Origin of the sequence: Devosia salina (assembly GCF_019504385.1) — a bacterium.
Classification (GTDB): domain Bacteria; phylum Pseudomonadota; class Alphaproteobacteria; order Rhizobiales; family Devosiaceae; genus Devosia; species Devosia salina.
The window spans coordinates 2509378-2534265 of record NZ_CP080590.1 but is presented as its reverse complement, the minus strand read 5'-3'; the positions used below and the strand labels follow the sequence as shown (position 1 = coordinate 2534265).

The 24888-nt window shown below is 64.3% G+C and carries 21 protein-coding genes; 18 read left to right on the top strand and 3 right to left on the bottom strand.

Features of this window, described 5'->3' with window-relative positions; all coding sequences use genetic code 11:
• Positions 1-116 precede the first annotated feature (116 nt).
• The 6 genes from K1X15_RS12295 to K1X15_RS12270 all read left to right on the top strand — a co-directional run bounded on the left by K1X15_RS12295 (position 117) and on the right by K1X15_RS12270 (position 7372).
• Positions 117-1217 carry a carboxynorspermidine decarboxylase gene (locus tag K1X15_RS12295; protein WP_220303907.1) on the top strand — a complete coding sequence of 367 codons (1101 nt, stop codon included), beginning with the start codon at positions 117-119 and terminating at the stop codon, positions 1215-1217.
• Between the two features lie 45 nt (positions 1218-1262).
• Positions 1263-2549 carry a saccharopine dehydrogenase family protein gene (locus K1X15_RS12290; protein WP_220303906.1) on the top strand — a complete coding sequence of 429 codons (1287 nt, stop codon included), beginning with the start codon at positions 1263-1265 and terminating at the stop codon, positions 2547-2549.
• Positions 2550-3353: 804 nt separating this feature from the next.
• A complete protein-coding gene (locus K1X15_RS12285; protein ID WP_220303849.1) occupies positions 3354-4283 on the top strand; it encodes an IS110 family RNA-guided transposase in 930 nt (309 codons plus the stop codon).
• 1269 nt (positions 4284-5552) lie between these two features.
• Positions 5553-5981, top strand: coding sequence for a hypothetical protein (locus K1X15_RS12280; RefSeq protein ID WP_220303905.1), 429 nt, complete (start codon positions 5553-5555; stop codon positions 5979-5981).
• A gap of 5 nt (positions 5982-5986) precedes the next feature.
• Entirely contained in the window at positions 5987-6223 is a 237-nt protein-coding gene (locus K1X15_RS12275; RefSeq protein WP_220303903.1) for a helix-turn-helix transcriptional regulator, read from the top strand.
• 105 nt (positions 6224-6328) lie between these two features.
• Positions 6329-7372 (top strand): NAD(P)-dependent alcohol dehydrogenase, encoded by a 1044-nt coding sequence (locus tag K1X15_RS12270; protein ID WP_220303902.1) that lies wholly within the window; start codon positions 6329-6331, stop codon positions 7370-7372.
• 53 nt (positions 7373-7425) lie between these two features.
• Here the strand turns inward: K1X15_RS12270 and K1X15_RS12265 are convergent, their stop codons facing one another.
• The 3 genes from K1X15_RS12265 to K1X15_RS12255 are packed head-to-tail and all read right to left on the bottom strand — an operon-like array spanning position 7426 to position 10400.
• Positions 7426-8457, bottom strand: coding sequence for a histidine kinase dimerization/phosphoacceptor domain -containing protein (locus tag K1X15_RS12265; RefSeq protein ID WP_220303901.1), 1032 nt, complete (start codon positions 8455-8457; stop codon positions 7426-7428).
• Between the two features lie 6 nt (positions 8458-8463).
• The gene (locus tag K1X15_RS12260) at positions 8464-8907 is read right to left on the bottom strand and encodes a response regulator (protein ID WP_220303900.1); all 444 of its coding nucleotides are present in this window, start codon (positions 8905-8907) and stop codon (positions 8464-8466) included.
• Positions 8904-10400, bottom strand: coding sequence for a sensor histidine kinase (locus K1X15_RS12255; RefSeq protein WP_220303899.1), 1497 nt, complete (start codon positions 10398-10400; stop codon positions 8904-8906). The genes K1X15_RS12260 and K1X15_RS12255 overlap by 4 nt, the downstream gene beginning before the upstream one ends.
• A 219-nt stretch (positions 10401-10619) precedes the next feature.
• Here K1X15_RS12255 and rsmH point away from each other — a divergent pair, with 219 nt between their 5' ends.
• The 12 genes from rsmH (at position 10620) to ftsA (ending at position 24829) form a co-directional block, all read left to right on the top strand.
• A complete protein-coding gene (gene rsmH, locus K1X15_RS12250) occupies positions 10620-11606 on the top strand; it encodes a 16S rRNA (cytosine(1402)-N(4))-methyltransferase RsmH (protein ID WP_420828378.1) in 987 nt (328 codons plus the stop codon).
• Positions 11603-11986 carry a cell division protein FtsL gene (gene ftsL / locus K1X15_RS12245; protein WP_220303896.1) on the top strand — a complete coding sequence of 128 codons (384 nt, stop codon included), beginning with the start codon at positions 11603-11605 and terminating at the stop codon, positions 11984-11986. Before rsmH ends, ftsL begins: the two co-directional genes overlap by 4 nt.
• On the top strand, positions 11986-13695 hold the full coding sequence (locus tag K1X15_RS12240) for a peptidoglycan D,D-transpeptidase FtsI family protein (protein WP_220303895.1): 1710 nt from the start codon (positions 11986-11988) through the stop codon (positions 13693-13695). Before ftsL ends, K1X15_RS12240 begins: the two co-directional genes overlap by 1 nt.
• 30 nt (positions 13696-13725) lie before the next feature.
• Positions 13726-15162, top strand: a complete 1437-nt coding sequence (locus tag K1X15_RS12235) for a UDP-N-acetylmuramoyl-L-alanyl-D-glutamate--2,6-diaminopimelate ligase (protein ID WP_220307527.1) — start codon at positions 13726-13728, stop codon at positions 15160-15162.
• 186 nt (positions 15163-15348) lie between these two features.
• Positions 15349-16746, top strand: coding sequence for a UDP-N-acetylmuramoyl-tripeptide--D-alanyl-D-alanine ligase (locus K1X15_RS12230; protein WP_220303893.1), 1398 nt, complete (start codon positions 15349-15351; stop codon positions 16744-16746).
• A 26-nt stretch (positions 16747-16772) separates the two neighbouring features.
• Positions 16773-17858: a phospho-N-acetylmuramoyl-pentapeptide-transferase gene (gene mraY, locus K1X15_RS12225; protein ID WP_220303891.1), complete on the top strand. Its 1086-nt coding sequence runs from the start codon at positions 16773-16775 to the stop codon at positions 17856-17858.
• Positions 17859-18039: 181 nt separating this feature from the next.
• Entirely contained in the window at positions 18040-19203 is a 1164-nt protein-coding gene (locus K1X15_RS12220) for an FtsW/RodA/SpoVE family cell cycle protein (RefSeq protein ID WP_220307526.1), read from the top strand.
• On the top strand, positions 19200-20318 hold the full coding sequence (gene murG / locus K1X15_RS12215) for an undecaprenyldiphospho-muramoylpentapeptide beta-N-acetylglucosaminyltransferase (RefSeq protein WP_220303890.1): 1119 nt from the start codon (positions 19200-19202) through the stop codon (positions 20316-20318). The genes K1X15_RS12220 and murG overlap by 4 nt, the downstream gene beginning before the upstream one ends.
• Positions 20315-21733 (top strand): UDP-N-acetylmuramate--L-alanine ligase, encoded by a 1419-nt coding sequence (gene murC / locus K1X15_RS12210; protein WP_220303888.1) that lies wholly within the window; start codon positions 20315-20317, stop codon positions 21731-21733. Before murG ends, murC begins: the two co-directional genes overlap by 4 nt.
• On the top strand, positions 21730-22650 hold the full coding sequence (locus K1X15_RS12205) for a D-alanine--D-alanine ligase (RefSeq protein WP_220303887.1): 921 nt from the start codon (positions 21730-21732) through the stop codon (positions 22648-22650). The genes murC and K1X15_RS12205 overlap by 4 nt, the downstream gene beginning before the upstream one ends.
• Positions 22638-23519: a cell division protein FtsQ/DivIB gene (locus K1X15_RS12200; protein WP_220303886.1), complete on the top strand. Its 882-nt coding sequence runs from the start codon at positions 22638-22640 to the stop codon at positions 23517-23519. Before K1X15_RS12205 ends, K1X15_RS12200 begins: the two co-directional genes overlap by 13 nt.
• On the top strand, positions 23516-24829 hold the full coding sequence (gene ftsA / locus K1X15_RS12195) for a cell division protein FtsA (RefSeq protein ID WP_220303885.1): 1314 nt from the start codon (positions 23516-23518) through the stop codon (positions 24827-24829). The genes K1X15_RS12200 and ftsA overlap by 4 nt, the downstream gene beginning before the upstream one ends.
• Positions 24830-24888 lie beyond the last annotated feature (59 nt).

Below are 24888 nucleotides of genomic sequence, written 5' to 3'. Positions count from 1 at the left end.
TCCTTCCCGGGGCGAAGCCATTGGGGCACTTGATCATGACGGATGGGACCGGTACAGGGTGCGGCTTTCCTCCGCCGTTCTGAACTGGCGGGCACACGCTTCGGAGTTTTGGCGCGATGCCCCTGGCTACCCCCTACTATCTCATCGACGAGTCAGCGCTGGCGCGCAATCTCATGCGTGTCGATGCGCTGCGGGCCGCGTCCGGCGCGAAATGCCTGCTGGCGCTCAAATGCTTTGCCACCTGGTCGACCTTCCCCCAGATCGCGCCGCATATGGATGGCACCACCTCGTCCTCGCTGAACGAATTGAAGCTCGGGCGCGAAAAATTCGGCGGCGAAACCCATGCCTATTCGGTGGCCTGGTCGGATGGCGAGATCGACGAGGCGATCGCCAATGCCGACAAGATCATCTTCAATTCGGTCAACCAGCTCGAGCGCTTCGGCGACAAGGCCAGCCATCTGCCCATCGGGCTCAGGGTCAATCCCGGCGTCAGCCACTCGCATTTCGACCTTGCCGATCCGGCACGACCGTTCAGCCGGCTGGGGGAAAGCGACCGGACAAGGGTCGAGGCGGTGATGGACCGGATCTCCGGGTTCATGCTGCACTGCAATTGCGAGAACGACAGCGTCGAAGCCTTTTCCAGCCTGCTCGACAGCATCGAGGAGAGATTGGGCGACCTGCTGGCCCGGCTCGACTGGGTCAGCCTTGGCGGTGGCATCCATTTCACCAGGGATGGCTATGACATTGCGGGCCTGGCGGCGCGGCTCAGGGCATTTGCGGACAAGTTCGGGGTGCAGGTCTATCTCGAACCGGGCGATACGGTGGTCACCGATACCACCACGCTGGAAGTGAGCGTGCTCGACATCGTGGATAATGGCAAGGCGGTGGCCATTGTCGACAGCGCCGTCGAGGCCCATATGCTGGACCTGCTGGTCTATCGCGAAAGCGGGTCGGTGGCGCCCAATGCGGGGCCGCATCGCTATCAGATCGCGGGCAAATCGTGCCTGGCCGGGGATGTGTTCGGGGAGTTCGATTTTCTCGAACCGCTGGCCGTCGGGGACCGTATCTCCCTGTTGAATGCGGGCGGATATACCATGGTGAAGAAAAACTGGTTCAATGGCGTGGCAATGCCCGCTATAGCCATCCGCAGGAAAAGCGGCGTGATCGACCTTGTGCAAAGTTTCGATTATGCCGACTATGTCGCCAGCCTGTCATAGGGACAGGCTGATCCGTTACCCCTCGAAAAAGGTGTTTCGTGCCAATTGAAAAAGAATCTGCTGATCATCGGCGCCGGAGGTGTCGCGCAAGTCGCTGCCTATAAGGCAGCAATGCACAACGATGTGCTCGGAGACATCCACATTGCCTCCCGCACGCTGTCCAAATGCAAGGCGCTGGTCGCCGGCATCGTGGACAAGAAGGCGCTCAAGCGCCCGGGCATCCTGGCCGCCCACCAGCTCGACGCCATGGATGTCGAGGCCACCAAGGCCCTGATCCGGCAAACCAAGAGCCAGATCGTTCTCAATGCAGGTTCGGCCTTTCTGAACATGAGCGTGCTGCGCGCCTGCATGGACACGGGCGCCGCCTATATCGACACCGCCATCCACGAAGACCCCGCCAAGGTGTGCGAGCAGCCGCCCTGGTACGGCAATTACGAGTGGACGCATCGCGAGGAATGCGAGCGCAAGGGCGTGACGGCCATTCTGGGCGCGGGCTTTGATCCGGGCGTGGTCAATGCCTATGCGGCGCTGGCGGCCAACAGCTATTTCGACCGGATCGACAGCATCGACATCATCGATGTCAATGCGGGCAGCCATGGACGCTATTTCGCGACCAATTTCGATCCCGAGATCAATTTCCGCGAGTTCACCGGCACCGTCTGGAGCTGGCAGCAGAGCCAGTGGACGGCGAACAGGATGTTCGAGGTCAAGCGCACGGACGACCTGCCGGTCGTGGGCGAGCAGACCACCTATCTCACCGGCCATGACGAAATCCATTCGCTCTCGGCCAATCTCGGCGTGCCCGATATCCGCTTCTGGATGGGCTTTGGCGAGCACTATATCAACGTCTTCACGGTGCTGAACAATCTCGGCCTCCTGTCCGAGCAGCCGGTGACGACTGCCGAGGGGCTGGACGTCGTGCCGCTCAAGGTGGTCAAGGCGGTGTTGCCCGATCCGATGTCGCTGGCGCCGGACTATACCGGCAAGACCTTTATCGGCGACCTTGTCAGGGGCGTGCGCGATGGCGTCGAGACCGAGCTCCTGGTCTACAATATTGCCGACCACGAAGAAGCCTTTGCCGAGACCAACAGCCAGGCGATCTCCTATACGGCCGGCGTCCCCGCCATCGCCGCCGCCATGCTGATCGCCAGGGGCGAGTGGGATTGCCACCGCATGGCCAATATCGAGGAATTGCCGCCAGTGCCGTTCATCGATCTCCTGGGCAGGATTGGCCTCACCACCCGCGTGCGGGACGACAAGGGCGACCGCGCCTTCGACCCGGCCGAGTTCGGCGAGAACCGGCAGGCGCCCCCCAAGGCGCGCGAAGCCTGATGATCCATTAAGCGGCCGGGGTTTCCCCGGCCGTTTTTCATTGTGGAGCGGTTCAAAGAGCCTTCCGCAGGCCCCGAAGGCATGCCGAAGTGCCGGATGGCGTGATCGCCTCCGGATTTGATGTGGGACGTATCCCGAGGCGCGTGCGTCTCAGTAAAATAGTAAAATAGAGACGTCGCCGCCTCGGGACACCGGTTTTTCGTAAAGGACTCGGTCCCCATTGAACGCTCGTCGCAGGGTGACCGCTTCCTGGACGCGCAACTGGAGCGACCCAATCACGCCCGGCTCCCCCCGCAAAAGTTCGCTGCAGTCCGTCCGCGCGGGAGTGATGGGGGGGAGTATGGGGGACGATTGAGGGGGCGGGGATTACTTTTTTGCACCATGCGCTGAACCAATCCCGGTCCGTCCTCGGACTTGATCCGGGGGCCTGCCTCAACGCGCGCCCGGTGTGGCGTCGGCTGGCCCTCGGGTCAGGCCCGAGGGCGGCGCGGTGGGTGGGGCAGGATCCGTGCAAATGGCGAGGATGGCAGGTTCGGACCTCAAATCTGTCGTCCGAGCCCATACGATGAGACGATCAAAAACTGCCGACTTCCGACCCACCGCGCGTCACCCTCGGGCTTGTATCGACGATATCTGATTAAGTTGTCCCGGGAGGCGGTCGCAGCCGCACTCCCGGGTTGACAGCGACCGTCCTCGGACAGGCCTTATCGGCCGAGGTTAAGCAGGGTCCTGTCGGCTCTTCCCTAAACCCGAACAGTTGTGAGGGCAGTTGCCCGCATCACAAGCCAGGGAGAGGCGAGAGAGATGATATCAGAAGCCATCGTCGCGGGCATCGACGTTTCCAAGGATCGGCTGGACGTGCATGTCCTGCCCGGCGCCCAGGTGCTGAGTGTGGACCATGCCCCCAAAGGGCTGGCACGGCTGGTCGGGCTGCTGCGCCGTCTGGGCGTGCAGCGGATCGGGTTGGAAGCCTCGGGCGGTTATGAGCGCGCGGCACTGGACGTGCTCGCACAAGCCGGGTTTGCGGTCTGTCTGGTTCCACCCGCCCGCGTGCGGGCTCTGGCCCACGCCCTGGGTCGCCATGCCAAGACCGATCCAATCGATGCCAGGATGATCGCCTGTTATGTGCAACTGGCGCCCGGCCAGCACGACTATCAACGCGACCCGGCGCGCCAGCGGCTGGACGAGCTGGCCGGCCTGCGCCGGCAATTGATTGCCGAACGCAACAAGCTCGTTTCCCGGCTCGATATCGCTACCGACACGATGGTGCGACGCATGCTGGCCCGCATGCACACCATGGTCGGGGGCCACATTGCCCGGCTCGATGCCGAGATCGCCAGCCATATCCGCGCAACCCACCTCAAGGCGCGCTATGAGATCCTGCTCGCTGTGGCGGGTGTCGGCCCGGTTCTGGCCGCTACCTTGCTCTGCGATCTGCCCGAGCTGGGCCATGCCACGCCCAAACAGCTCGCCAGCCTGGTCGGGGTGGCCCCGCATGCAAGGCAATCGGGGCGAACGGCACGTCCCGGCCGATGCAGCGGCGGACGCGCCAGTGTCAGAAACGTCCTCTATATGGCAACCCTGAGCGCCCTGAAGGCCCGCAGTCCTGCACTCCGAACCTTCTATGACCGCCTCAGGGCCAACGGCAAACCCTTCAAGGTCGCCATCAACGCCGCAATGAGAAAGTTCATCACAATCCTCAGTGCCATCGTCAAACAATCGACAGTTGCTTGACCCGAGGGCTCTTCACTTGGCGATGTGATCCCAGAGATCGCGCCTATTCAGACTTGTGTCGCTTCACAGCGCCCCTGCCAAACCCCCAAAGTACAGGGCCCTCGGCTCAAGGCCGAGGGTGACGGCCGGTGGGGTGGAAACAAAGAGACAAAACCGGAAGACCGATTTCGACCCCATTTCGGCCCTACAGACTGGTGTACGCGAAGCTTGGAAGGGGACACCGTGATGTAGCTCATCTTGCAATGCAGCATATCGGCTGTCGCGCCTTCCGGTCAGGGAAGGGTCAATGAAGTGGGGTTACGACACCGCGAAATATCTCCGCTACCGCGCTCGAGAACGATAGCCATTCGGCATCAGATGGCGGTGGGTTTTCGCCAGCCAGCAAGAATACGATACGGTAGTAAGTTGTCGGCGTTAGAGCCCGGGAATGTGAGCATTCGTAGTTGCCGCTTTCGGGCCGCTTCTCGCAGCGAACCGCGACTGGGCCATCGGCCAATTGCCCCTCCCAGTATGCCCTGCCGTCGTTGCGTACAGTCATGGAACCATCCTGGCTCACCGGAGCAGCCAAGGGTCGCTCCGGTCTTGGACGATCCAAATTCGTTCCGATCTCGCGCCCCGGTGCTTTTTCCCTGATGTTGAATAGAAGTCCTTTTTCAAGCAGGGGAATTTGGCAGAGGGAAACCAGATTTGTCGGTAGCTGAGGATTTGACGCGCAGTTCAAGAAGTAAGTGAAGGCTAAAGCTTGGGGCACGTCGCCCCCAGAAATGGCTCGCCAAGCGGCATTCTGGAGACATTGGTTCCAATGCCGGAAGTTCGGGTTCTCCAAAATAGAAAGTTTCGCCCAGGGTCGGATCGAGTGCACCAGGCGACGTGCCAATCCCATGCACGGTCAGTGCAGGTGTCGGGGTCAACACAAACCTCTCGTGGCCAACCTGTATTTGGATGTCATCATATCCAGTCGATTGGGCCGATGTGGTTATCGTACCGAAGGCTGAAATGCACAGCAGCGTGAGCGCTGATAGAACTTTCCGCATTACTATCTACCGTCACCAGTGTCCGCTTTCGCGCCATCTTGCCCCAAAGCCGTCTTTCCGCAAACCACCCCAAATAAGACATCCTGAACCCACCGCATACAAAGCGTGGTCCTTGCGAACATGCCGATCGCAAGCGACGTAATTGTCGGCCCTGTCTGACGTCATGTATGAAATAATTGACACAACGTCGCCTTTCCCATACCTTGCGTCCAGTAAACGAGACATGGTGTGCGCGATGACGTCGAAGGAAATGATGGCCTGGGTGCAGTTGCTGGGGGTGGCCGGGGTTGGTGGCTGGCTGGCGTTGGATGCGCTCAATGGCGGGGCGACGGGTTCGACGGCGGAGATCGCCACAAAACTGCTTTGGGCGGTGGGGGCGATGATCGGGTTCAACATCGTGGGCGCGATCATCGGCACCATCCTGGTGTCGATCGCCCAGGGCGCGGAGCTGAAGGACGAGCCGGCCGATGAGCGCGACCATCTGGTGTCGGCCAAGAGCCAGCGCAACAGCGCGATAGCGACCTCGATTCTCGCGGCGCTGGCGCTGATCCCGCTGGCGCTGGGGGCAGGGGGCAATCTGGCGGTTTATGCGCTGTTCGTGGCGCCGGTGATCGGCGGGACGATCAATGCCGCCTCCGAACTCTATTTCTACCGGACGATGTAAGCGCGATGGGCAAGGGACAGGCCAATGTCAGCAATACCATCCGCACGCTGCGCTTTCATGCCGGCGAGATGACCCAGGCGGCGCTGGCGGAAAAGGTGGGCGTGACGCGGCAGACCATCGTGGCGATCGAGCAGGGGCGCTATTCGCCCTCGCTGGAGGTGGCCTTCCGCATCGCCCATGTGTTCGGCGTGCCGCTGGACGCGGTGTTCCAGTGGACGCCACCCGAGGCCGACCCGGCCTGAACCGGGGGCCTTCGGGCCGGACTGAGCCGAATGAAGCCGACCAGACTTTGCGACCCCGACGCAACCGCCCGGCCGCGCGAGACAACACGCATGGAGATTTGAGCGATGAAAGTTGCTGCACAGAAACGCTATGGCGGCCCCGAGGTCATCGAGATCGTTGACCGAGCGCGGCCGGTCCCGGGCGCGGGAAAGGTGCTGGTCGAAGTGCATGCCAGCACCGTAACATTGGCGGATTGCGCCTTTCGCAAGGCCGATCCGTTCATCGTGCGGTTCTTCGGCGGGCTGTTCCGGCCCAAGCTGGATGTGCTTGGGGACGATATTGCCGGTGTGGTCGCCGAATTGGGCCCGGGGGTGACGCGCTTTGCCGTGGGGGACCGGGTACATGGCTGCACCGGAGCGAGCCTGGGCGGCATGGCCGAATATGTGTGCGTCAAGGAAAGCGCCGCGCTGGTGAAGGTGCCGGACGGGGTGGAACTGCTGCCGCTGGGCGGCATGAGCTATGCCTATCTCACCGCGATGCCGTTCATGCGTGACGAAGCCAGGGTGAAGCCCGGCGATCGGGTGCTGATCAATGGCGCGGCCAGCAGCGTGGGCGCCATGGCGGTGCAGTTGGCGCACCATTTTGGGGGCGAGGTGACGGCTGTGGCCTCGGGCCGTCATCGGGCCCTGGTGGAGCGGCTGGGAGCCGATCATTTCATCGACCGGCAACAGGCGGATTTCACGGCCAATCCTGGCGCCTATGACGTAATCTTCGATGCGGTGGGCAAATCGAGCTTTGCGCGCAGTGCTCCGGCGCTCAGGCCGGGCGGGATCTATCTGACCACCGTGCCGAGCTGGGGCATTTTCTGGCTGATGCTGACCGGCGGCAAACGCGGCGGTAAGCGCGGCCGGCTGGCGACCACGGGCCTGCGCAATGAGGTGGACAAGCTCAACGACCTGCACATCCTCAACGACCTTCTGGCACGAGGCGTCCTGCGCCCGGTGACCGACCGGGTGTTTCCGCTCGACCAGATCGTGGACGCGCACCGCTATGTGGAGCGCGAGGTGAAGGCGGGTGATGTGGTGGTCGCCATGCCCGTCGCGCAGGCGCCGCTCTTGTTGACGAGCGCGACGGAGGGGGCGGCGGCCGGTTCGGCCATTCGAGCATAGCTCTCATGGCCTTGAGACCTGAAATCGCCCCACCGGGGCGATTTTTTGCGGGCTCAGGCCGCGAAGGTGACGTGGACGCGGGTGCCGGGGCCTTCGCCATAGGCGACGCTGGCACCCAGGCTGTGGGCCATGGCCTTGACGATGCGGCTGCCCAGGCCCGTGCCCTGCGGCTTGCCGGTGCCGGCCCAGCCGATGCCATCGTCCTCGACGGTGAGGCGGACCGAACCGTCCTCGCGCACCATGTGCACGCGCACCTCGCCCGGCTCGCGACCGGCATAGGCATATTTGAGTGCGTTGGTGACCAGTTCGGTGACGATGACGCCCAGCGAGGCCACTTTTTCGGTGGGCATGGGGAAGCCCTCGACATCCACCCGGATGCTGGCGGTGCGGCCCTCGGCCTGAAGGGTGTTTTCAAGTTCGCCCACCAGGCTATTGAGATAGTCGCCCACCTGCACGGTGCGCACATCGTCGGAATTGTAGAGGTGCCGGTGCACCCCGGCGATGGCCTGGATGCGGGCCTGGGTCTCGCTGAGGGCGCGCTTGGCCTCGGCGTCCTCGACGGCATTGGCCTGCAGGCCGACCAGGGCGGCGACCATGGCCAGCGAATTGGCGACGCGGTGATTGACCTCGCCGAGCAGCATTTCGGCGCGCTCGCGGGCCTCGTGCACTTCGCGCTCGGCCTGGGCCTTGGCGCGGTTGAGCCGCACGCGGTCGATGGCGTGGTCGATGGAGGCGACGAGCAGTTCCATGAACTCGTCGGACAGCGTCTTGGGTACGAAATCGGTGGCGCCCGATTTCAGCGCGGCGACGGCGATGTCGGTTTCTTCCGAGCCGGTGCAATAGACCACGGTGGGCCGGTCTTCCATGCCTTCGAGGCCCTTGAGGACGTCGAGGCCCGTGCCCGTGGGCAGGTAGTGATCGAGTGCCACCACGTCGATGCCGCCCTGGCGGATCAGCGCGAGCCCGGCCTCGGCGGTTTCGGCGTGATCGAAGATGTAGCCGCGGCGCAGCATGGCCTTCTCGACCAGGCGGCTCAGGCCCGGGTCGTCATCGATGTAGAGAACATGCGGCGTACGGTTCGGCATCGTGGGCTATTCGGCCTCGGGAATCTGCATGACCGAGAAGAAGAGACCCAACTGCTTGATGGCGTTGGCGAACCCTTCGTAATCGACCGGCTTGGTGATGTAGACATTGGCGCCCAGATCGTAGCAGCGCTGGATTTCGCGCTGGTCGTCGGTGGTGGTCAGCACCACCACGGGCGAGCGCTTGGTGTGTTCGTTGCCCTTGACCTTTTCGAGGATGTCGATGCCGGTCATGTCGGGCAGGTTGAGGTCGAGCAGCACCAGCAGCTGGCGGCCCTTGTTGACCAGGCCTGAGCCGTCCGGCCCAAGCAGATAGGCCAGGGCCTCGGTGCCGTTGGTGAAGGGGACGATCTCGTTGGCGACACCGGCGCGGCGAATGTTCTTCTCGATGAGGCGGGCATGCCCCTCGTCGTCCTCAACCATGATGATGGTGACGGGCCGTGCATTGTTCATGCGCCAAAGCTCCCTAGATAGCTGCGCGCGTCGCGCGGCAGATTGATGATGAAGGTGGTGCCTTCCCCCAGTTTCGAGGTCAGCGTGACGTCGCCGCCCAGGCTGCGCACCATGGTGCGCACATGTGCCAGGCCGATGCCTTCGCCGGCACTGGTCTGCGAGCCGGAACGCCGGAACAATTCAAACACCCGCTCATGGTCGGTGTCGGCAATGCCGCGCCCATTGTCCTCGATCTCAAGGATGACACGATTGCCCGGGACATGGCGCGCCTTGATGGCGACCCGCAGGGGCCGGTCCGGCTCCTGATACTTGACGGCATTGTCGAGCATATTGCCCAGGATCTGCTCGAGCGACAGGCGGTCGGTGATGAGCTTGCCCACGCGGATATCGGTGGTGATCTCGCCCTCGCGCTCGCTGACCTGATGATGCACCGCCGCGGCGCTGGCCTCGGCGACCTCGGACAGGTCGACCGGCTCGGGCTTGAGCTGGCGGCGCCCTTCGCGGGAAATCTTGAGGATGGCGTTGATCAGGCCGTCCATCTTGCGGGTGGCGGCGCGGATGAAGGTGATGGCCTCGGGCAGGTCCTCGGTGGCGGCAAGACGGGCTTCACCGGCCGCGGGGTCATCCTCGTTGACTGGCTGGGATTCCATATAGGTCCTGACCGCCTCGACGCTGGTTTCGAGCTCGGCGGTAAAGCCCATGATGTTGACCAGGGGGGCGCGCAGGTCATGGGTGACGATATAGGCGAAGCGCTGGATTTCCTCATTGGCCTTGCCCAAGTCGGCCGTGCGCGCACGCACCCGCTCTTCAAGGCTCGAATTGGCCTCCTCGACGGCACGGCGGGCATTGGCCAGTTCCTGGGTATAGCTCAGCACGGCCCAGATGGCGCCGCCGATCACGGCAAAGATCACCAGGGCGCCCACGATGGAGACGATGCGCAGAAGGTTGGCGGTGCTGCGCTGGTCCTCGACGCCCTGGTCGAGGCGGGCATCGGCGGCATCGATCAGCCCGGTAAAGAAGGTCCGGGCGCGGTCCATGGCCTCCTTGCCGGCATCGGTGCGGATGATTTCGGCGGCTTCCGCCCGCTGGTCGGCCTGGACCAGCTCGATGGTGCGGGTCATCTCGGCGAGCTTGAAATCGATGTCGCCATGCAATTGCTGGAGCGGTTCGGCAGCCTGGGGATAGGGCAGCAGGACCGCATCGAGGCGGTCCATGGCCTCGTCGATCTGGGGCAGGGCGGCCTGATAGGGTTCGAGATATTGCTGGTCGGCGGTGATGATGAAGCCGCGCTGGCTGGTCTCGGCGTCCTGCAGCAGCGAGCGCAGGTCGACGGCCGCGGCGCGTGCCTCGCGTGCCTCGACCACCTCGTTGAAGTAGACCTGGGTGCGTTCGCCGAGCCAGAGCGTCGTGCCGACGATGCCCATCAGCGCCAGCAGGCCGACAAGCAGCAGCAGGGCGGTGGACCGCACGAATGTCTTGCTGGTTATCGGCATTGCTTCCCCGGATTGATCGGACCTTCATCGCCCGATCCGACCCCAAGGGCAATATGCATAGATTAATAGACGGGCGGTTTTCCCGCCCCGGCGTGCATCCTAGGCGGATGCGAATGGGAAACAGAATCTTAAGCGTCGGTATGCAAGATCGGGCGGAGTTTATGTAACCGGCGTCGTACCAGCCGGAGTGGAGTAGTAGCGGATATGGGCAAGCCTTCCCTGCCCGAAACCGATGTGCAGGGCGGTCCGCATGTGCCGGTCCTGCTCGAGGAAGTGCTATCGGCGCTCTCGCCGGTAGCCGGCCGCCGCGTCGTGGACGGTACATTCGGGGCAGGAGGCTATTCGCGCGCCCTGCTCGAAGCGGGCGCCCATGTCATCGGCATCGACCGGGACCCTTCGGTGGCGCCGCATGTCGAGGCGCTCACTCAGGCCTTTCCTGACCGCTTCCGCTTTGTCGCCGGGACGTTTTCCGAGCTGGATACGCTGGTGGCCGACGCGGGGCCGGTCGATGCGGTGGTGCTCGATATCGGCGTTTCCTCCATGCAGCTCGACCAGGCGGAGCGCGGATTCTCCTTCATGCGCGATGGGCCGCTCGACATGCGCATGAGCCGCTCGGGCACCAGCGCGGCGGATCTGGTGAACGGGCTCGAAGCCGAGGACCTGGCCAATCTTCTTTATGCCTATGGCGAAGAGCGCAAGTCGCGCCGCATCGCCCAGTTCATTGTCGCGGCACGGCAGGACACGCCCATAGCCACCACGCTGGAGCTGGCACGCATCATCGAGAAGGCCATTGGCCGCAAGCCTGGCGATGCCCATCCTGCGACGCGATCGTTCCAGGCGCTGCGCATTGCCGTCAACAGCGAGTTCGACCAGCTGGTCGAGGGGCTGTTCGCCGCCGAGCGCCTGCTGGTGGAGGGTGGACGGCTGGCCGTGGTGAGCTTCCATTCGCTCGAGGACCGCATCGTCAAGCGCTTCTTCGACCCGGACAAGGGTGGCCCGACCGCCTCGCGGCACCTGCCGCAGGTCGAGGCGGCGCCACGTCGCTGGCATCCCGTCGCCAAGGCGGTCAAGTCCGGCGCGGCGGAACTGGCGCGCAATCCGCGGGCGCGCTCTGCGGTGTTGCGCAGCGCTGTGCGCACCGGCGAGGCCGCCCGCCCCATCGATCTCAAGGGCCTCGGCGTCCCGCAGATCCGGGGCGCCGCATGATCCGCAATCTCAATATCTTCCTGCTCTTTGCTTCCGTCGCCATGCTGGCCGGGGTCTATGCGCTCAAGTTTTCGATCGAGGGCACTGCGTCGGAGCGGACGGCACTGATCGCGCAGATCAGCGACCAGGAGGGGCAGCTCTCGCTGCTCAAGGCCGATTGGGCGGTGCTGAACCAGCCGGGCCATATCGATCCCATCGTGCAGCGCCACCAGGCGGAGCTGGCCATCGGGCCGGTGCAGCAGGAACAGTTCGGGTCCTTCGCTGCCCTGCCCATGCGTCCGGCGGCGCCCGATACCGAAGGCATGGATGCGCTGTTTGCCGCCATTGCCGAAGGCATCGACCCGATTGACGCCATTCTCCAGATGGAGGGTATCGAATAATGGCCGTCGTCACCGAAGATTTCACCCCCACAATCGCGCTGGACGGCGCCCGCAAGCAGCGGGGCAACCTCACGCAGGCGCGCATTCGCTGGATGATCCTGGCCGTCATCCTGGGTTTTGGCCTGGTGGGCGGGCGCCTCGTGCAATTGGGAATGGTCGAGACCGACCAGACCATCGAAGGGCAGGCGCGCGACGTGATCACCGCGACTCGTCCGCCAATCCTCGACCGCAACGGGCTCGAAATGGCCGTGGATATCCGCGTGCCCTCGCTCTATGCCGAACCGCGCCGGATCATCGATGTGGAGGAGGCCGTCCGCGCCCTGCGCACCGTGCTGCCCGATCTGGATGAAACCTGGCTGCGCAATAGGCTCACGGGCGACCAAGGTTTCGTGTGGGTGCAGCGTGAACTGACGCCCGCGATCCAGGACGCGGTGATGCGGCTGGGCATACCCGGCATCGACTTCATCACCGAATCCAAGCGCTTCTACCCGGCCATGAGCGAAGCCTCGCACATCCTGGGCTCCACCAATGTGGACAATCAGGGCATTGCCGGCATCGAGCGGCACATGGATGCCGAATCCGTGGCGTTGCTGCAGGACCTGGGGCTGGCGCGCGGCAATGCGCTGGCGCCGGTGGAACTGTCCGTGGACATGCGCGTGCAGCACATCATGCACGAGCAACTGGCCGACGCCATGACCCGCTACCAGGCCATCGCCGCCGCGGGCGTGATGATGGATATTCATACCGGCGAAGTGATCGCGCTGGCCTCGCTGCCCGACTTCAACCCGAACGAGCCGGCCTCGGCACTGGTGAAGGACACGTTCAACCGCATCACCTCGGGTATTTTCGAGCCGGGCTCGATCTTCAAGACCGTCACCATGGCCGGCGCACTCGACAGCGGTTCGGTGGCCATCACCGACCAGTTCGACGCGCGCTACGGCATTCGGTTCGGCCGCTACACGATCGACGACTTCCACGGCAAGCACCGCATCCTGTCGCTGCCCGAGGTCTACAAATATTCCTCCAATATCGGCACGATCCGGATCATGCAGGCCATGGGCAAGGACAATTTCCGCGCCTTCCTGTCGCGCATGAAATTCGACGAGCGGGTGGAGTTCGAGCTGCCTGAAATGCGGGTTCCCACCGTGCCCAAGGAACTGTCCGAAGTGGGCGCGGCCACCGCCTCGTTCGGCCATGGCCTCTCGGTGTCGCCGCTGCATATGGTGGCCGCCTATGCCGCCTTTGCCAATGGCGGCAATTATATCGCCCCGACGCTCTACAAGCGCGACATTGCCGAGGCCGAAGCGCTCTATCAGCGCGTAATCAGCCCTGAAACCAGCACCTCGCTGCGCTACCTGATGCGGCTCAACGCGCTGGAAGGCTCGGGGTCGCAGATGAACAAGGCCGCCCAGGGCTACCGCGCCGGCGGCAAGACCGGCACTGCCGAAAAGGTGGTGGATGGCCGCTATTCGTCGAGCAAGGTCACCAATTTCTTCGCGTCGGTCTTCCCGCTCGACAATCCACGCTATGCCATGGTCATCATGGTGGATGAGCCCAAGGCCGAAAATGCGCAATCAGGAACGACCGCAGGCTGGAATGCCGGTGCGGTATCGGGCCGCGTGATCCAGCGCGTTGCACCCATGCTCGGTGTCGCCCCCGACTTCAGCGAAGCCATTGACCAACAGATTATTCCGCCCGTCCTCCGTTAGATCGATCCAGAAGGATTTGACGCCGTGTCCATCAGCGTAACCCAATTGCTCGAAGGCTCCGGAGCCCGCCCCAAGAAAGGGTTGGGCGCCGTTTTCGGGCTGAATTCCGACAGCCGCAGGATCGAGCCGGGCGACATCTTCTTCGCGCTGCCCGGCGCGAAGGTACATGGCAACCAGTTCGTGACCGATGCGGTGCAGCGCGGGGCGCTGGCCGTGGTGACCGATGTGGCGCCGCCGGGCGATCCGGGTGTGCCGGTGATCATCGTCAAGGATGTACGTGCCGCCTATGCGCGCGCCGCCAGCCGCGTCTTCGAACCGCAGCCGGAAATGCTGGTCGCCGTCACCGGGACCAATGGCAAGACCTCGGTGGCGTCCTTCGTGCGGCAGATATGGGACCATGCGGGCGTCCCCGGGGCCAGCATTGGCACCCTGGGCATCGAAACCTCGAAGCGCACCATAGAAGGGGCGCTGACCACCCCGGATTCACGGACGCTGCACCAGGCGATGCGGGCGCTCAAGGCGCAGGGGATCGACCATGTCGCGCTCGAAGCGTCCAGCCATGGCCTGGACCAGCATCGGCTCGATGGCGTGCATTTCGAGGCGGTGGCCTTCACCAATCTCAGCCGTGACCATCTCGACTATCACAAGGACATGGACGAGTACCGCAATGCCAAATTGCGGCTGTTCACCGACCTCCTGGTCGATGGTGGCGCGGCCATCGTCAATGTCGATGACCCGGAGCACGAGCAGTTCATGTTTGCGGCGCTTTCGGCCAGCGCAACGCTGCTGACGGTCGGGCGCGAGGGCGCCTATATCGAAATTCTCTCGATCAAGCCGGAAGGCTATGGCCAGCGGGTCGAGGTGCGTCATGTGGGCGAGAAGGTCAGCTTCCATCTCAAGATTCCTGGCGAATTCCAGGTGTCGAATGCGTTGATCGCGGCGGCGCTTGCCATGTCGGCTGGTGTCGACAAGGCCGACGCCTTTGCCGCGCTGCCCGAACTGGTGGGGGCGCGCGGGCGGCTGGAGCTGGTGGCCGAGCACAATGGCGCCGCCATATTCGTGGACTATTCCCACAAGCCCGAGGCCCTGCGGGTGGCCCTGCAGACCCTTCGGCCCTATGCCAAGAACAAGCTGCATGTGGTGTTCGGCTGCGGCGGCGACCGCGACAAGGGCAAGCGCCCTCAAATGGGCGAAATCGCCAGCGAACTTGCCGATGTGGTGATCGTCACCGACGATAATCCACGCACCGAGGATGCAGCGGCGATCCGCGCCGAAGTCTTGGCCGGAGCCAAGGGAGCGACCGAAATTGGCGACCGCAAGCAGGCCATCGAAAAGGCCGTCAAGGCGCTCAAGCCCGGCGACGTGCTGCTGGTGGCCGGCAAGGGGCACGAGACCTACCAGATCATCGGCACCACCAAGCACCATTTCTCCGATCACGAAGTGGTCGCGGCGGCGCTCAAGGGGTAGAGCTCTGGCGAGCGTTGGGATGTCAATGGATTGCGCCCCCTCCCCCCTGAGGGGAGGGTCGGGGAGGGGGTGGTTTTGTGGTCCACCGATGGACCCTCACCCTCGTTCCCTCCCCTCAAGGGGGAGGGATGCGCCGGAACCGATGCTTCCCGGATCGACCGAAAACTCTGACCGAAGGCTGTCTTGATGAGCCCGCCTCTCTTCACCCTCGACGCTATCCTCGCGGCCACCGGCGGGCGCGCCGAGGACGTGGCGAGCGATGCGATCAATTCCATCTCCATCGACTCGCGCGAGCTCGGCCCCGAGGCGCTGTTCGTCGCCATCAAGGGCGATCGCTTCGACGGGCATGATTTCGTCGATACGGCGCTGGCCAATGGGGCAGTTGCGGCGCTGGTCAGCGAAGGGCGCAGCGAAGGTCCCGGCCGCATCGTGGTGGCGGATGCCCTGGGGGGATTGCGCGACCTGGCCCGCGCGGCACGGGCGCGCAGCCGTGGCTTTATCGTCGGGGTCACCGGCAGCGTGGGCAAGACTACCACGAAGGAGGCCCTGCGGCTGGTGTTCGAGGCGGCGGGCGAGACCCATGCCTCGATCAAGAGCTTCAACAATCATTGGGGCGTACCGCTGATGCTGGCGCGGATGCCCGAGAGCGCGCAGTTCGGCGTGTTCGAGATGGGCATGAATGCCCCCGACGAAATCCGGCCCTTGAGCCAGATGGTGCGGCCGCATGTGGCGGTGATCACCGCCATCGCGGCGGCGCATCTGGAACGACTGGGGAGCCTGGAAAACATCGCGCGCGCCAAGGCCGAAATCTTCGAGGGCGTGGAGCCGGGTGGCGCGGTGGTGCTCAATGCCGACCATCCGCAAATCAATATCCTGCTCGAAGCGGCCGCCGCGGCGGGTATCACGCGGGTGGTGACCTATGGTTTTGGCCGGGGCGTCGACTGGCAGATTACCGAAGTCGAGACGGCCGCCGACAAGAGCTTTGCGACCATCGTGCAGGGGGACGAGCAGTACGCGCTGACGCTGGGCGTGCCCGGGCGGCACATGCTCTCCAATGCCACGGCGGCGCTGATCGTGGCGCATCTGGCGGGGATCGAGCCACAGGTGGCGCTGCGGGCGCTGGCGGCGTTCGGAGCCCAGCCGGGGCGGGGACAAAGGCTGGTCTTCGGACCGACCGATAAGCCGCTGGTGGTGATCGACGAGAGCTACAATGCCAATACCGCCTCGATGGCGGCGGCGCTGGCGGTCTTCTCGGGCATCGAAGCGCCGGGCGGACGCAAGCTGGTGGTGCTGGGGGACATGCTGGAGCTGGGCGCCGATGCCGACGCGCTGCATGCGGGCCTGGCCGATGCCGTGCGGGCCAGCGGGGCGGAGCGGGTGCATCTGGTCGGGCGGCATATGGCGGCGCTCGCTGCGGCCCTGCCTGAAGCGCTGGTTGCCAGCCATTCATCCACCATTGCCGAAGCCGTGGACGTGATCATGGGCGATCTTGCCTATGGCGACGCTCTTATGGTCAAAGGGTCCAACGGTGTCGGGCTCTCGCGCATCGTCACCGAAGTCAAAGCAAAATTCGCGCAGAGCTGACACACCCAAACGAGTAGCCCAAGACAATGCTCTACTTCCTCGGCCAGCTCGGTGAGCAACTCGCCGCCTTCAATGTGTTCCGCTACATCACCTTCCGCACGGCGGGGGCGGTGGTCACGGCGCTGTTCTTCGTGTTCCTGTTCGGGCCGGGGATGATCGCCCTGTTGCGGGTCAAGCAGGGGCGGGGCCAGCCGATCCGCGAGGATGGTCCGGCCGGACACCTGCTGACCAAGAAGGGCACGCCCACCATGGGCGGGCTGATGATCCTGTCGGGCGCGGTGGTTTCGACCCTGCTCTGGTCGAACCTGACCAATGGCTATGTCTGGGTGGTGCTGTTCGTCACCGTCGGTTTCGGCGCCATCGGCTTTTATGACGATTATCTCAAGGTCAAGCGGATGAGCCATGCCGGCTTCGGCTCGAAGCAGCGGCTCATCCTCGAGGCGCTGATCGGCGGCATCGCGGCCTTCTTCATTTCCCAGCTTGCCTCGGGGGCCTATGGCACCTCGCTGCTCTTCCCCTTCGTCAAGGATCTGGCGGTCAATCTGGGCTATTTCTACATCCTGTTCGGCGGCTTCGTGGTGGTGGCCGCGGGCAATTCGGTCAATCTCACCGATGGCCTGGATGGTCTCGCCATCGTGCCGGTCATGGTCGCGGCGGCCTGTTTCGGGCTCATCGCCTATCTGGTCGGTTCGCAGAACTATGCCGATTACCTGTTGCTCAATTCCGTGCCCGGTACGGCGGAGCTGTCGGTGGTGTGCGGGGCGCTGATCGGCGCGGGCCTCGGCTTCCTCTGGTTCAACGCGCCCCCTGCGCAGATCTTCATGGGTGATACCGGCTCGCTTGCCCTTGGCGGCGCGCTCGGCACGATTGCCGTGGCCACCAAGCACGAGATCGTGCTCGCCATTATCGGCGGGCTCTTCGTGCTCGAAACGGTGTCGGTGATCGTCCAGGTCACCTCGTTCCGGCTCACCGGCAAGCGGGTGTTCCGCATGGCGCCCATCCACCACCATTTCGAGCATCTGGGCTGGACCGAGAGCCAGGTGGTGATCCGGTTCTGGATCATTTCCTTCGTCCTGGCGCTGATCGGGCTGTCGAGCCTCAAATTGCGGTGAACCAATCAGGACGACCCGCGTTGTGGGACGAACCTGTGACGCAGGAGAAGGCCCCGGCAGTGCCGGGGTCTTTGCTTTTGCGGGGCGGATTCGCAAAACGCGAAAGGCCTTGGCAAATCGGTAACCAAAGCACCGGTACAATTGTCACCAGTTTGTATCGCGTATCCGGTTGCTCCCCATGATGTTCTCCCGCGCCGAAAAAACCCCGCTTGCCGAGTGGTGGTGGTCGATTGACCGCGAATTGCTGGGGGCGCTGATCATGCTGCTGGCGGTGGGCATGGTCCTCAGTTTCGGTGCGAGCCCGGCGGTGGCCGAGCGCATCGGGCTCGATGAATGGCATTTCGTCATCCGCCACGCCATGTTCTGCCTCGCGGCGGTGCCGGTGATGCTGGCGACCTCGCTGCTCAGCCACCGGCAGGCGCGCTTCGCGGCGCTCGGAACGCTCATTGTCATGACCATCCTGCTCTGGGCCACGCTGCGCTTCGGCACCGAGGTCAAGGGCGCGCGCCGCTGGATTTCCTTTGCCGGGCAGACCATCCAGCCCTCCGAATTCGTCAAGCCGGCCTTTGCCGTGATCGGCGCCTGGCTGATCTCGGAATTCATGATTCATCGCAATGTGCCGGGGCGGTTCCTGGCCATGGTGCTCATGGCGGTGATCGTTGCGGCGTTGCTGCTGCAGCCCGATCTGGGCCAGACGGCGCTGGTGATGACGACCTGGGCGGTACTGCTGTTCTTTTCGGGCATTTCATGGTGGATCATCATCGGGCTTGCCGGTGTCGGCGGGGCCCTGCTGGTGGGCGCCTATGCGTTTTTTCCTCACTTCGCCAACCGCATAGACACCTTTCTCAATCCCGATGGCGGCGGCAATACCTACCAGATCGACCGCGCCCTGCAGTCGCTGATGGAAGGGGGATGGTTTGGCCGCGGCCCGGGTGAATCCATCGCCAAGAAGCTGATCCCCGATGCGCATGCCGACTATGTGTTCTCCGCGGCTGCGGGCGAATTCGGCATCCTGTTCTGCATGGGGCTGGTGATCCTGATCGGTTTCATCGTGGTGCGCGCCATGGTGGCGGCGCAACGGCAGACCAGCCTGTTCGCGCGGCTTGCCGCTTCCACCATCGCCGTGCAGTTCGCCATGCAGTCCGGCATCAACCTGGCGGTGAACCTCAATCTGATCCCGCCCAAGGGCATGACGCTGCCCTTCGTTTCCTATGGCGGCACCTCGATGCTGGCGGTGGCCTTCGGCATGGGGCTGATGCTGGCGCTGACGCGCACCAAGCCCGAGGAACGCATGGTGACCGGCCTTCCCACCTACCGCAGTGCCGTGGTAGCCCCCGCCGAATGAAAACCTTCGTTCTTATTGCAGGCGGCACGGGCGGACATCTGTTCCCGGCCATGGCGCTGGCGCAGGAGTTGATCCGGCGCGGACATGCGGTCGAGCTCATGACCGACCACCGGGTCAAAGGCTATGGCGCCGATTTCCCGGCCCGCCAGGTGCATATCGTACCGGCGGCAACGCCATCGGGGTCCAATCCGATCAAGCTGGCGGGCGCGGGCCTGACCATTCTGCGCGGGATCGGCACGGCCTGGAACCAGTTGCGCAAGGTGCGCCCCGATGCCGTGATCGGCTTTGGCGGCTACCCCACCTTTCCGCCCTTCATCGCGGCAAACCTGCTTGGCATTCCCGGCATTCTGCACGAGCAGAATGCAGTGATGGGGCGCGCCAATCGTGCGCTGGCCCGCTTTGCAGATATCCTTGCCTTGAGTTTCCCAACCACGCGCTTCGCCGAGCAGCAGAGTCTGGAAAAGGTGGTGACAGGCAATCCGGTGCGCGACCGGGTGCGGCCACTGGCCGGCCGGCCCTATCCTGCGCTCGATGGCAGGGGGGCAATTCGCCTGGTGGTGACCGGCGGCAGCCAGGGCGCTCGCGCGCTCTCCGACATCGTGCCCGCGGCCATCGCCCTGTTGCCCGACGATCTGCGTGGCCGCCTGCAGATCCTGCAGCAGGCACGCCCCGAGGATATCGACCGCGTGGCCGAGACTTACCGGCAGTCGCGCACCAGCGTGGAACTGGCCAGTTTCATTGCCGACCTGCCCGAGCGCATCGCCGACGCCCACCTTGTCATCGGCCGGGCGGGGGCCTCCACCGTCACCGAGCTCTGCGTCATCGGCCGCCCCGCCATCCTCATCCCGCTGCCCAGTTCGCTGGATTCGGACCAGAAGCATAATGGCCTGTTCATGGAAGAGGGCGGCGGTGGCTGGGTGATGGAGCAGGCCACGCTTTCACCGCAATCGCTTGCCACTCGACTTCACGAGCTGTTGACCGACCCGGACCGGCTGAGCCGGGCGGCTGCCGCGGCCCTCAAGCTGGGCCGGCCGCGCGCTGTCGAGAGGCTGGCGGACCTCGCCGAAATGCTGGCCGGCAAGCACACCCATATCGAAGGGAGACCCACACCATGAAGATGCCCCGCAATATCGGGCCGGTTCATTTCATCGGCATTGGCGGCATCGGCATGAGCGGCATTGCCGAGATCCTGCATAACCAGGGCTATGTGGTGCAGGGGTCCGACGCCGCACTCAATCCCAATGTGCAGCGCCTGCGCGACATGGGCATCACGGTCGAAATCGGCCAGAGCGGTGACAATCTGGGTAAGGCCGAGGTGGTGGTGATCTCCTCGGCCATCCGCAAGGACAATCCCGAACTGATGGCGGCGCGGGCGCGTGCCCTGCCGGTGGTGCGCCGGGCCGAAATGCTGGCCGAGATCATGCGCTTCAAGACCGCCATTGCCATTGGCGGCACCCATGGCAAGACCACGACCACGACGCTGGTGGCAACATTGCTCGACGCGGGCAATCTCGACCCGACCGTCATCAATGGCGGCATCATCAATGCCTATGGCACCAATGCGCGCCTGGGCGGCGGCGAATGGATGGTGGTCGAGGCCGATGAAAGCGACGGCACCTTCGTCAAGCTGCCGGCCGACGTCGCCGTGGTCACCAATATCGACCCCGAGCATCTCGACCATTATGGCGATTTCGACGGGGTGAAGAAGGCTTTCCACCAGTTCGTCGAGAACGTGCCCTTCTATGGCTTTGCCGTCATGTGCCTCGACCACCCGGAAGTGCAGGCACTGGTTGGCGAAATCCGCGATCGTCGTGTCATCACCTATGGCCGCAATCCGCAGGCCGATGTGCGGCTGATCGATCTCGAAAATCGCGACGGCGTGCAGCATTTCTCCGTCGAGATCCGCGACCGCATCCGCCAGACGCAGCTCCGCATCGACGGGCTGGAACTGCCCATGCCGGGGGTGCACAACGCGCTCAACGCAACGGCCGCCATCGCCGTGGCCGACCAGCTGCATGTGCCGGCAGAAGCGATCCGCAAGGGGCTCAAGGAGTTCACCGGGGTCAAGCGCCGCTTCACCAAGACCGGCGAAGTCGCCGGGGTGACCATCATTGATGATTATGGGCATCACCCGGTCGAGATTTCGGCGGTGCTCAAGGCGGCGCGCCAGTCGGCCCGCCGCGACGTGGTGGCCGTGGTGCAGCCGCACCGCTATAGCCGCGTGCACGACCTGTTCGATGACTTCGCGGCCTGCTTCAACGATGCCGACACGGTCATCGTCGCGCCAATCTATGCCGCGGGAGAGCAGCCGCTGCCGGGCGTCACCCACGAAGAGCTGGTCAACCGCATCCGGGCTCGCGGTCATCGCGACGCTCGTGTCATCGACCGGCCGGAAGCGCTGGCGCCATTGCTCGCCTCGCGCGTCGAGGAGGGAGACTATGTGGTGTGCCTGGGCGCCGGCAATATCACCCAATGGGCCGCTGCCCTTCCGGGCGAACTCGGCCAGCTCATGGGTGAGGAAGCGAAATGAGCAAGCATGTCGCCGTCCTCATGGGCGGGTGGTCCAATGAGCGGCCGGTTTCGCTGAGTTCGGGCGCCGGGTGCGCCGCGGCGCTGCGCCGGGCTGGCTACCAGGTCACCGAAGTGGATGTCGGGCGCGACATTGCCAATGTGCTCACCGCGCTCAAGCCCGACGTGGCCTTCAATGCGCTGCATGGCCCCTTTGGCGAGAGCGGCATGATCCAGGGCGTGCTCGAACTGCTGGAAATTCCCTATACCCATTCGGGCGTGCTGGCCTCGGCGCTGGCCATGGACAAGCACCAGGCCAAGATCATGCTCAAGGCGGCCGGTGTGCCGGTGACCGATCACATCATCGTGGGTCGCGCCGAAGCGGGCAGGGCCCATGTCATGCCGCCCCCCTATGTAATCAAGCCGATCGCCGACGGATCGAGTTTCGGGGTCTTCATTGTCAAAGGCGAGACCAGTCATCCGCCGCAGGAAATCCTGCGCGAGGACTGGAATTCGGGCGAGGAAGTGATGGTCGAGCGCTATATTCCGGGGCGCGAACTGACCTGTGCGGTCATGGGCGACGTGGCCCTCGGGGTCACCGAGATCATCACCGAGCTGACCTTCTACAATTACGAGGCGAAATACGCCAAAGGCGGATCAGTCCACGTTATTCCGGCGCAGCTGAAACCGAAAATTTACGACAAAGTGCAGAAGATGGCACTGGCCGCCCATGCGGCCCTTGGCTGCCGCGGCGTCACCCGGACGGACTTCCGGTACAATGACGCGGTGGGCGAAGACGGTGAACTTGTCTGCCTGGAAATCAACACCCAGCCGGGCATGACCGAAACCTCTCTGGTGCCCGAGCAGGCGGCTCACGCCGGGCACTCCTACGAAGAGCTGGTCGCCTGGATGGTGGAGGACGCGAGTTGCAACAGGTAAAGAGCGAGACCTTTCTCGCCGGGGCGCGGATGGTGGACCCCCGCGCGCTGCCTGTTCCGATCCGCACGCCGCGCCAGCGGCTGACCAATCGCTTCAATCGTGCCTTCGTGCTGCATGGCCGGATGATCCGCCGCGGTGCCATGGTCGCCGCCTTGCTGGCCGGCGCGGTCGCGCTTTACCAGGTGCGCGAGCCGATCGGCCAACTGACCCAGACGCTGGGCGAAGTGGCGCAGGGCAATTTCGCCCGGGCCGGGCTGGCCATCGGCGAGATCGAGATCACCGGCCAGACGCTGACCAGCGAGCAGCAGATTTTCGACGCGCTGGGCATCCAGCCGCATACCTCGACCCTGGCCTTCGACGTCGAGGCGGCCCGTGAGCGGGTGGCCGAACTGCCGGCCGTCCAATCCGTGACCGTGCGCAAGACCTATCCGGGCGACGTGGCCGTGGTCATCACCGAAAAGGTGCCGGTGGCGCGCTGGGCGGTGGACGGCGTCACCTTCCTCATCGACGGCAAGGGTGAGCAGATCGCGGAAGCCCGCGGTGCCTATACCGACCTGCCGCTGGTGATCGGAGACGGCGCGGCCGACGATGCGCTGGTGATGATCCGGGCGCTCAATGGCTTTCCCATGCTGCAGGATGGCCTGGTGGCGCTGTCGCGCATTGCCGATCGCCGCTGGGATCTGATCTACGATACCGGTCTGCGCGTGCAATTGCCCGAACAGGGCGTGGCGCAGGCGCTGGCCCATCTGGTGTCCTACCAGGACGACTACCAACTCCTCGACCGCGATGTCTCCGTCATCGATCTCAGGATCGAGAGCGTCGTGGCCGTCCGCCCCAACCCGACCGACGAAGACGCCGACAAATCATGATGACCGATGCGATGACCTCCCGGCTGCGGCCGGTCCAGCCCGGCAAGACGACGCTGGTGGCGGTGCTCGACATCGGCTCCACCAAGATCTGCTGCGTCATTGCGCGCCTCTCGCCGCGACCGGAAGGCCGGGCGCTGAAGGGGCGCACGCACCAGGCCGAGGTGATCGGCTTCGGCTATGGACCGGCTGCCGGGGTCAAGAGCGGCGTCGTCACCGATATCGAGAAAGCCGAGCAGGCGATCCGCAATGTCGTGGGCATGGCCGAGCGCGCCGCCGGGCTGACGCTGGAAAGCGTTCTGGTCAATGTCACTGCCGGACGGCTCGGCTCTGAAACCTTTTCGGCAGCGGTGTCGCTGGACGGGCAGGAAGTGGAAAAGGCCGACATTTTCCGCGTGCTCAAGGCGGTCAATGCCCGTTCGGTGCGGCCGGAGCGCTCGATCATCCATGCGTTGCCGATCGGTTACGCGTTGGACGGGCAGAAGGGCATTCGCGACCCCAGGGGCATGGTGGGCGAGAAGCTGGGTGTCGATGTCGCCGTGGTCAGCGCGGAGACGCTGGCCATGCGCAATCTCGAACTGGTGCTGCATCGCTGCCACCTGCAGATCGAGGCGCTGGTGGCCACGCCCTATGCCTCGGGGCTGGCGACGCTGGTGGACGATGAAGCCCAGCTCGGTGTTGCCTGTATCGACTTTGGCGGCGCCACCACGACGGTTTCGGTCTTCAACGACGGACACATGGTCTATGCCGACGCCATCGCCATTGGCGGGCATCATCTGACGCTCGACATTGCGCGGCAATTGTCGGTCAGCGTGGCCGACGCGGAGCGTTTGAAGACCCTCCATGGTTCGGTGTTGCCGGGTCAGGCCGATGAGCGCGAGATGATCGCGATCCAGCCGGTGGGCGCGTCGCATGACGAGGCGCCGGGGCAGATCCCCAGGGCCGTGCTCACCCGCATCATGCGCCCCCGCATCGAGGAAATCCTCACTGCCATTCGAGACCGCATGCAGGCGACCGGCATGATGGATGTGTGTGGCCGCCGCTTCGTGCTGACGGGCGGCGCCAGCGAGATGACCGGCCTGCCGGAAGTCGCCCGCCGCATCCTTGCCCGTAACGTGCGCAATGGCCGGCCGATGGGCATTGCCGGACTGCCCGAGATCGCCAAAGGCGCGGCCTTTGCCACCATGGCCGGCATGCTGGTCTATCCGCAGGTCTGCGCCCAGGAATATGCCGAGCCGCGCGGCGTGCGCAAACTCACCGGCACCGACGGCTATATCGCCCGCGTGGGCAATTGGCTGCGGAGCAGTTTCTAGGCTCCAGGCCGCAACCATACCGGCCCGCCCTCGGACTTGATCCGAGGGCCAATCGCGAC

What these genes read in the sequence shown, in the direction of transcription:
- K1X15_RS12265 (WP_220303901.1), bottom strand. Translation starts at nt 8,457, where the DNA reads ATGCCGAACCGTACGCCGCATGTTCTCTACATCGATGACGACCCGGGC.
- K1X15_RS12220 (WP_220307526.1), top strand. Translation starts at nt 18,040, where the DNA reads ATGTTCTCCCGCGCCGAAAAAACCCCGCTTGCCGAGTGGTGGTGGTCG.
- K1X15_RS12295 (WP_220303907.1), top strand. Translation starts at nt 117, where the DNA reads ATGCCCCTGGCTACCCCCTACTATCTCATCGACGAGTCAGCGCTGGCG.
- K1X15_RS12260 (WP_220303900.1), bottom strand. Translation starts at nt 8,907, where the DNA reads ATGAACAATGCACGGCCCGTCACCATCATCATGGTTGAGGACGACGAG.
- ftsA (WP_220303885.1), top strand. Translation starts at nt 23,516, where the DNA reads ATGATGACCGATGCGATGACCTCCCGGCTGCGGCCGGTCCAGCCCGGC.
- K1X15_RS12285 (WP_220303849.1), top strand. Translation starts at nt 3,354, where the DNA reads ATGATATCAGAAGCCATCGTCGCGGGCATCGACGTTTCCAAGGATCGG.
- ftsL (WP_220303896.1), top strand. Translation starts at nt 11,603, where the DNA reads ATGATCCGCAATCTCAATATCTTCCTGCTCTTTGCTTCCGTCGCCATG.
- K1X15_RS12255 (WP_220303899.1), bottom strand. Translation starts at nt 10,400, where the DNA reads ATGCCGATAACCAGCAAGACATTCGTGCGGTCCACCGCCCTGCTGCTG.
- murG (WP_220303890.1), top strand. Translation starts at nt 19,200, where the DNA reads ATGAAAACCTTCGTTCTTATTGCAGGCGGCACGGGCGGACATCTGTTC.
- K1X15_RS12280 (WP_220303905.1), top strand. Translation starts at nt 5,553, where the DNA reads ATGACGTCGAAGGAAATGATGGCCTGGGTGCAGTTGCTGGGGGTGGCC.
- K1X15_RS12230 (WP_220303893.1), top strand. Translation starts at nt 15,349, where the DNA reads ATGAGCCCGCCTCTCTTCACCCTCGACGCTATCCTCGCGGCCACCGGC.
- K1X15_RS12205 (WP_220303887.1), top strand. Translation starts at nt 21,730, where the DNA reads ATGAGCAAGCATGTCGCCGTCCTCATGGGCGGGTGGTCCAATGAGCGG.
- mraY (WP_220303891.1), top strand. Translation starts at nt 16,773, where the DNA reads ATGCTCTACTTCCTCGGCCAGCTCGGTGAGCAACTCGCCGCCTTCAAT.
- K1X15_RS12240 (WP_220303895.1), top strand. Translation starts at nt 11,986, where the DNA reads ATGGCCGTCGTCACCGAAGATTTCACCCCCACAATCGCGCTGGACGGC.
- K1X15_RS12275 (WP_220303903.1), top strand. Translation starts at nt 5,987, where the DNA reads ATGGGCAAGGGACAGGCCAATGTCAGCAATACCATCCGCACGCTGCGC.
- K1X15_RS12270 (WP_220303902.1), top strand. Translation starts at nt 6,329, where the DNA reads ATGAAAGTTGCTGCACAGAAACGCTATGGCGGCCCCGAGGTCATCGAG.
- murC (WP_220303888.1), top strand. Translation starts at nt 20,315, where the DNA reads ATGAAGATGCCCCGCAATATCGGGCCGGTTCATTTCATCGGCATTGGC.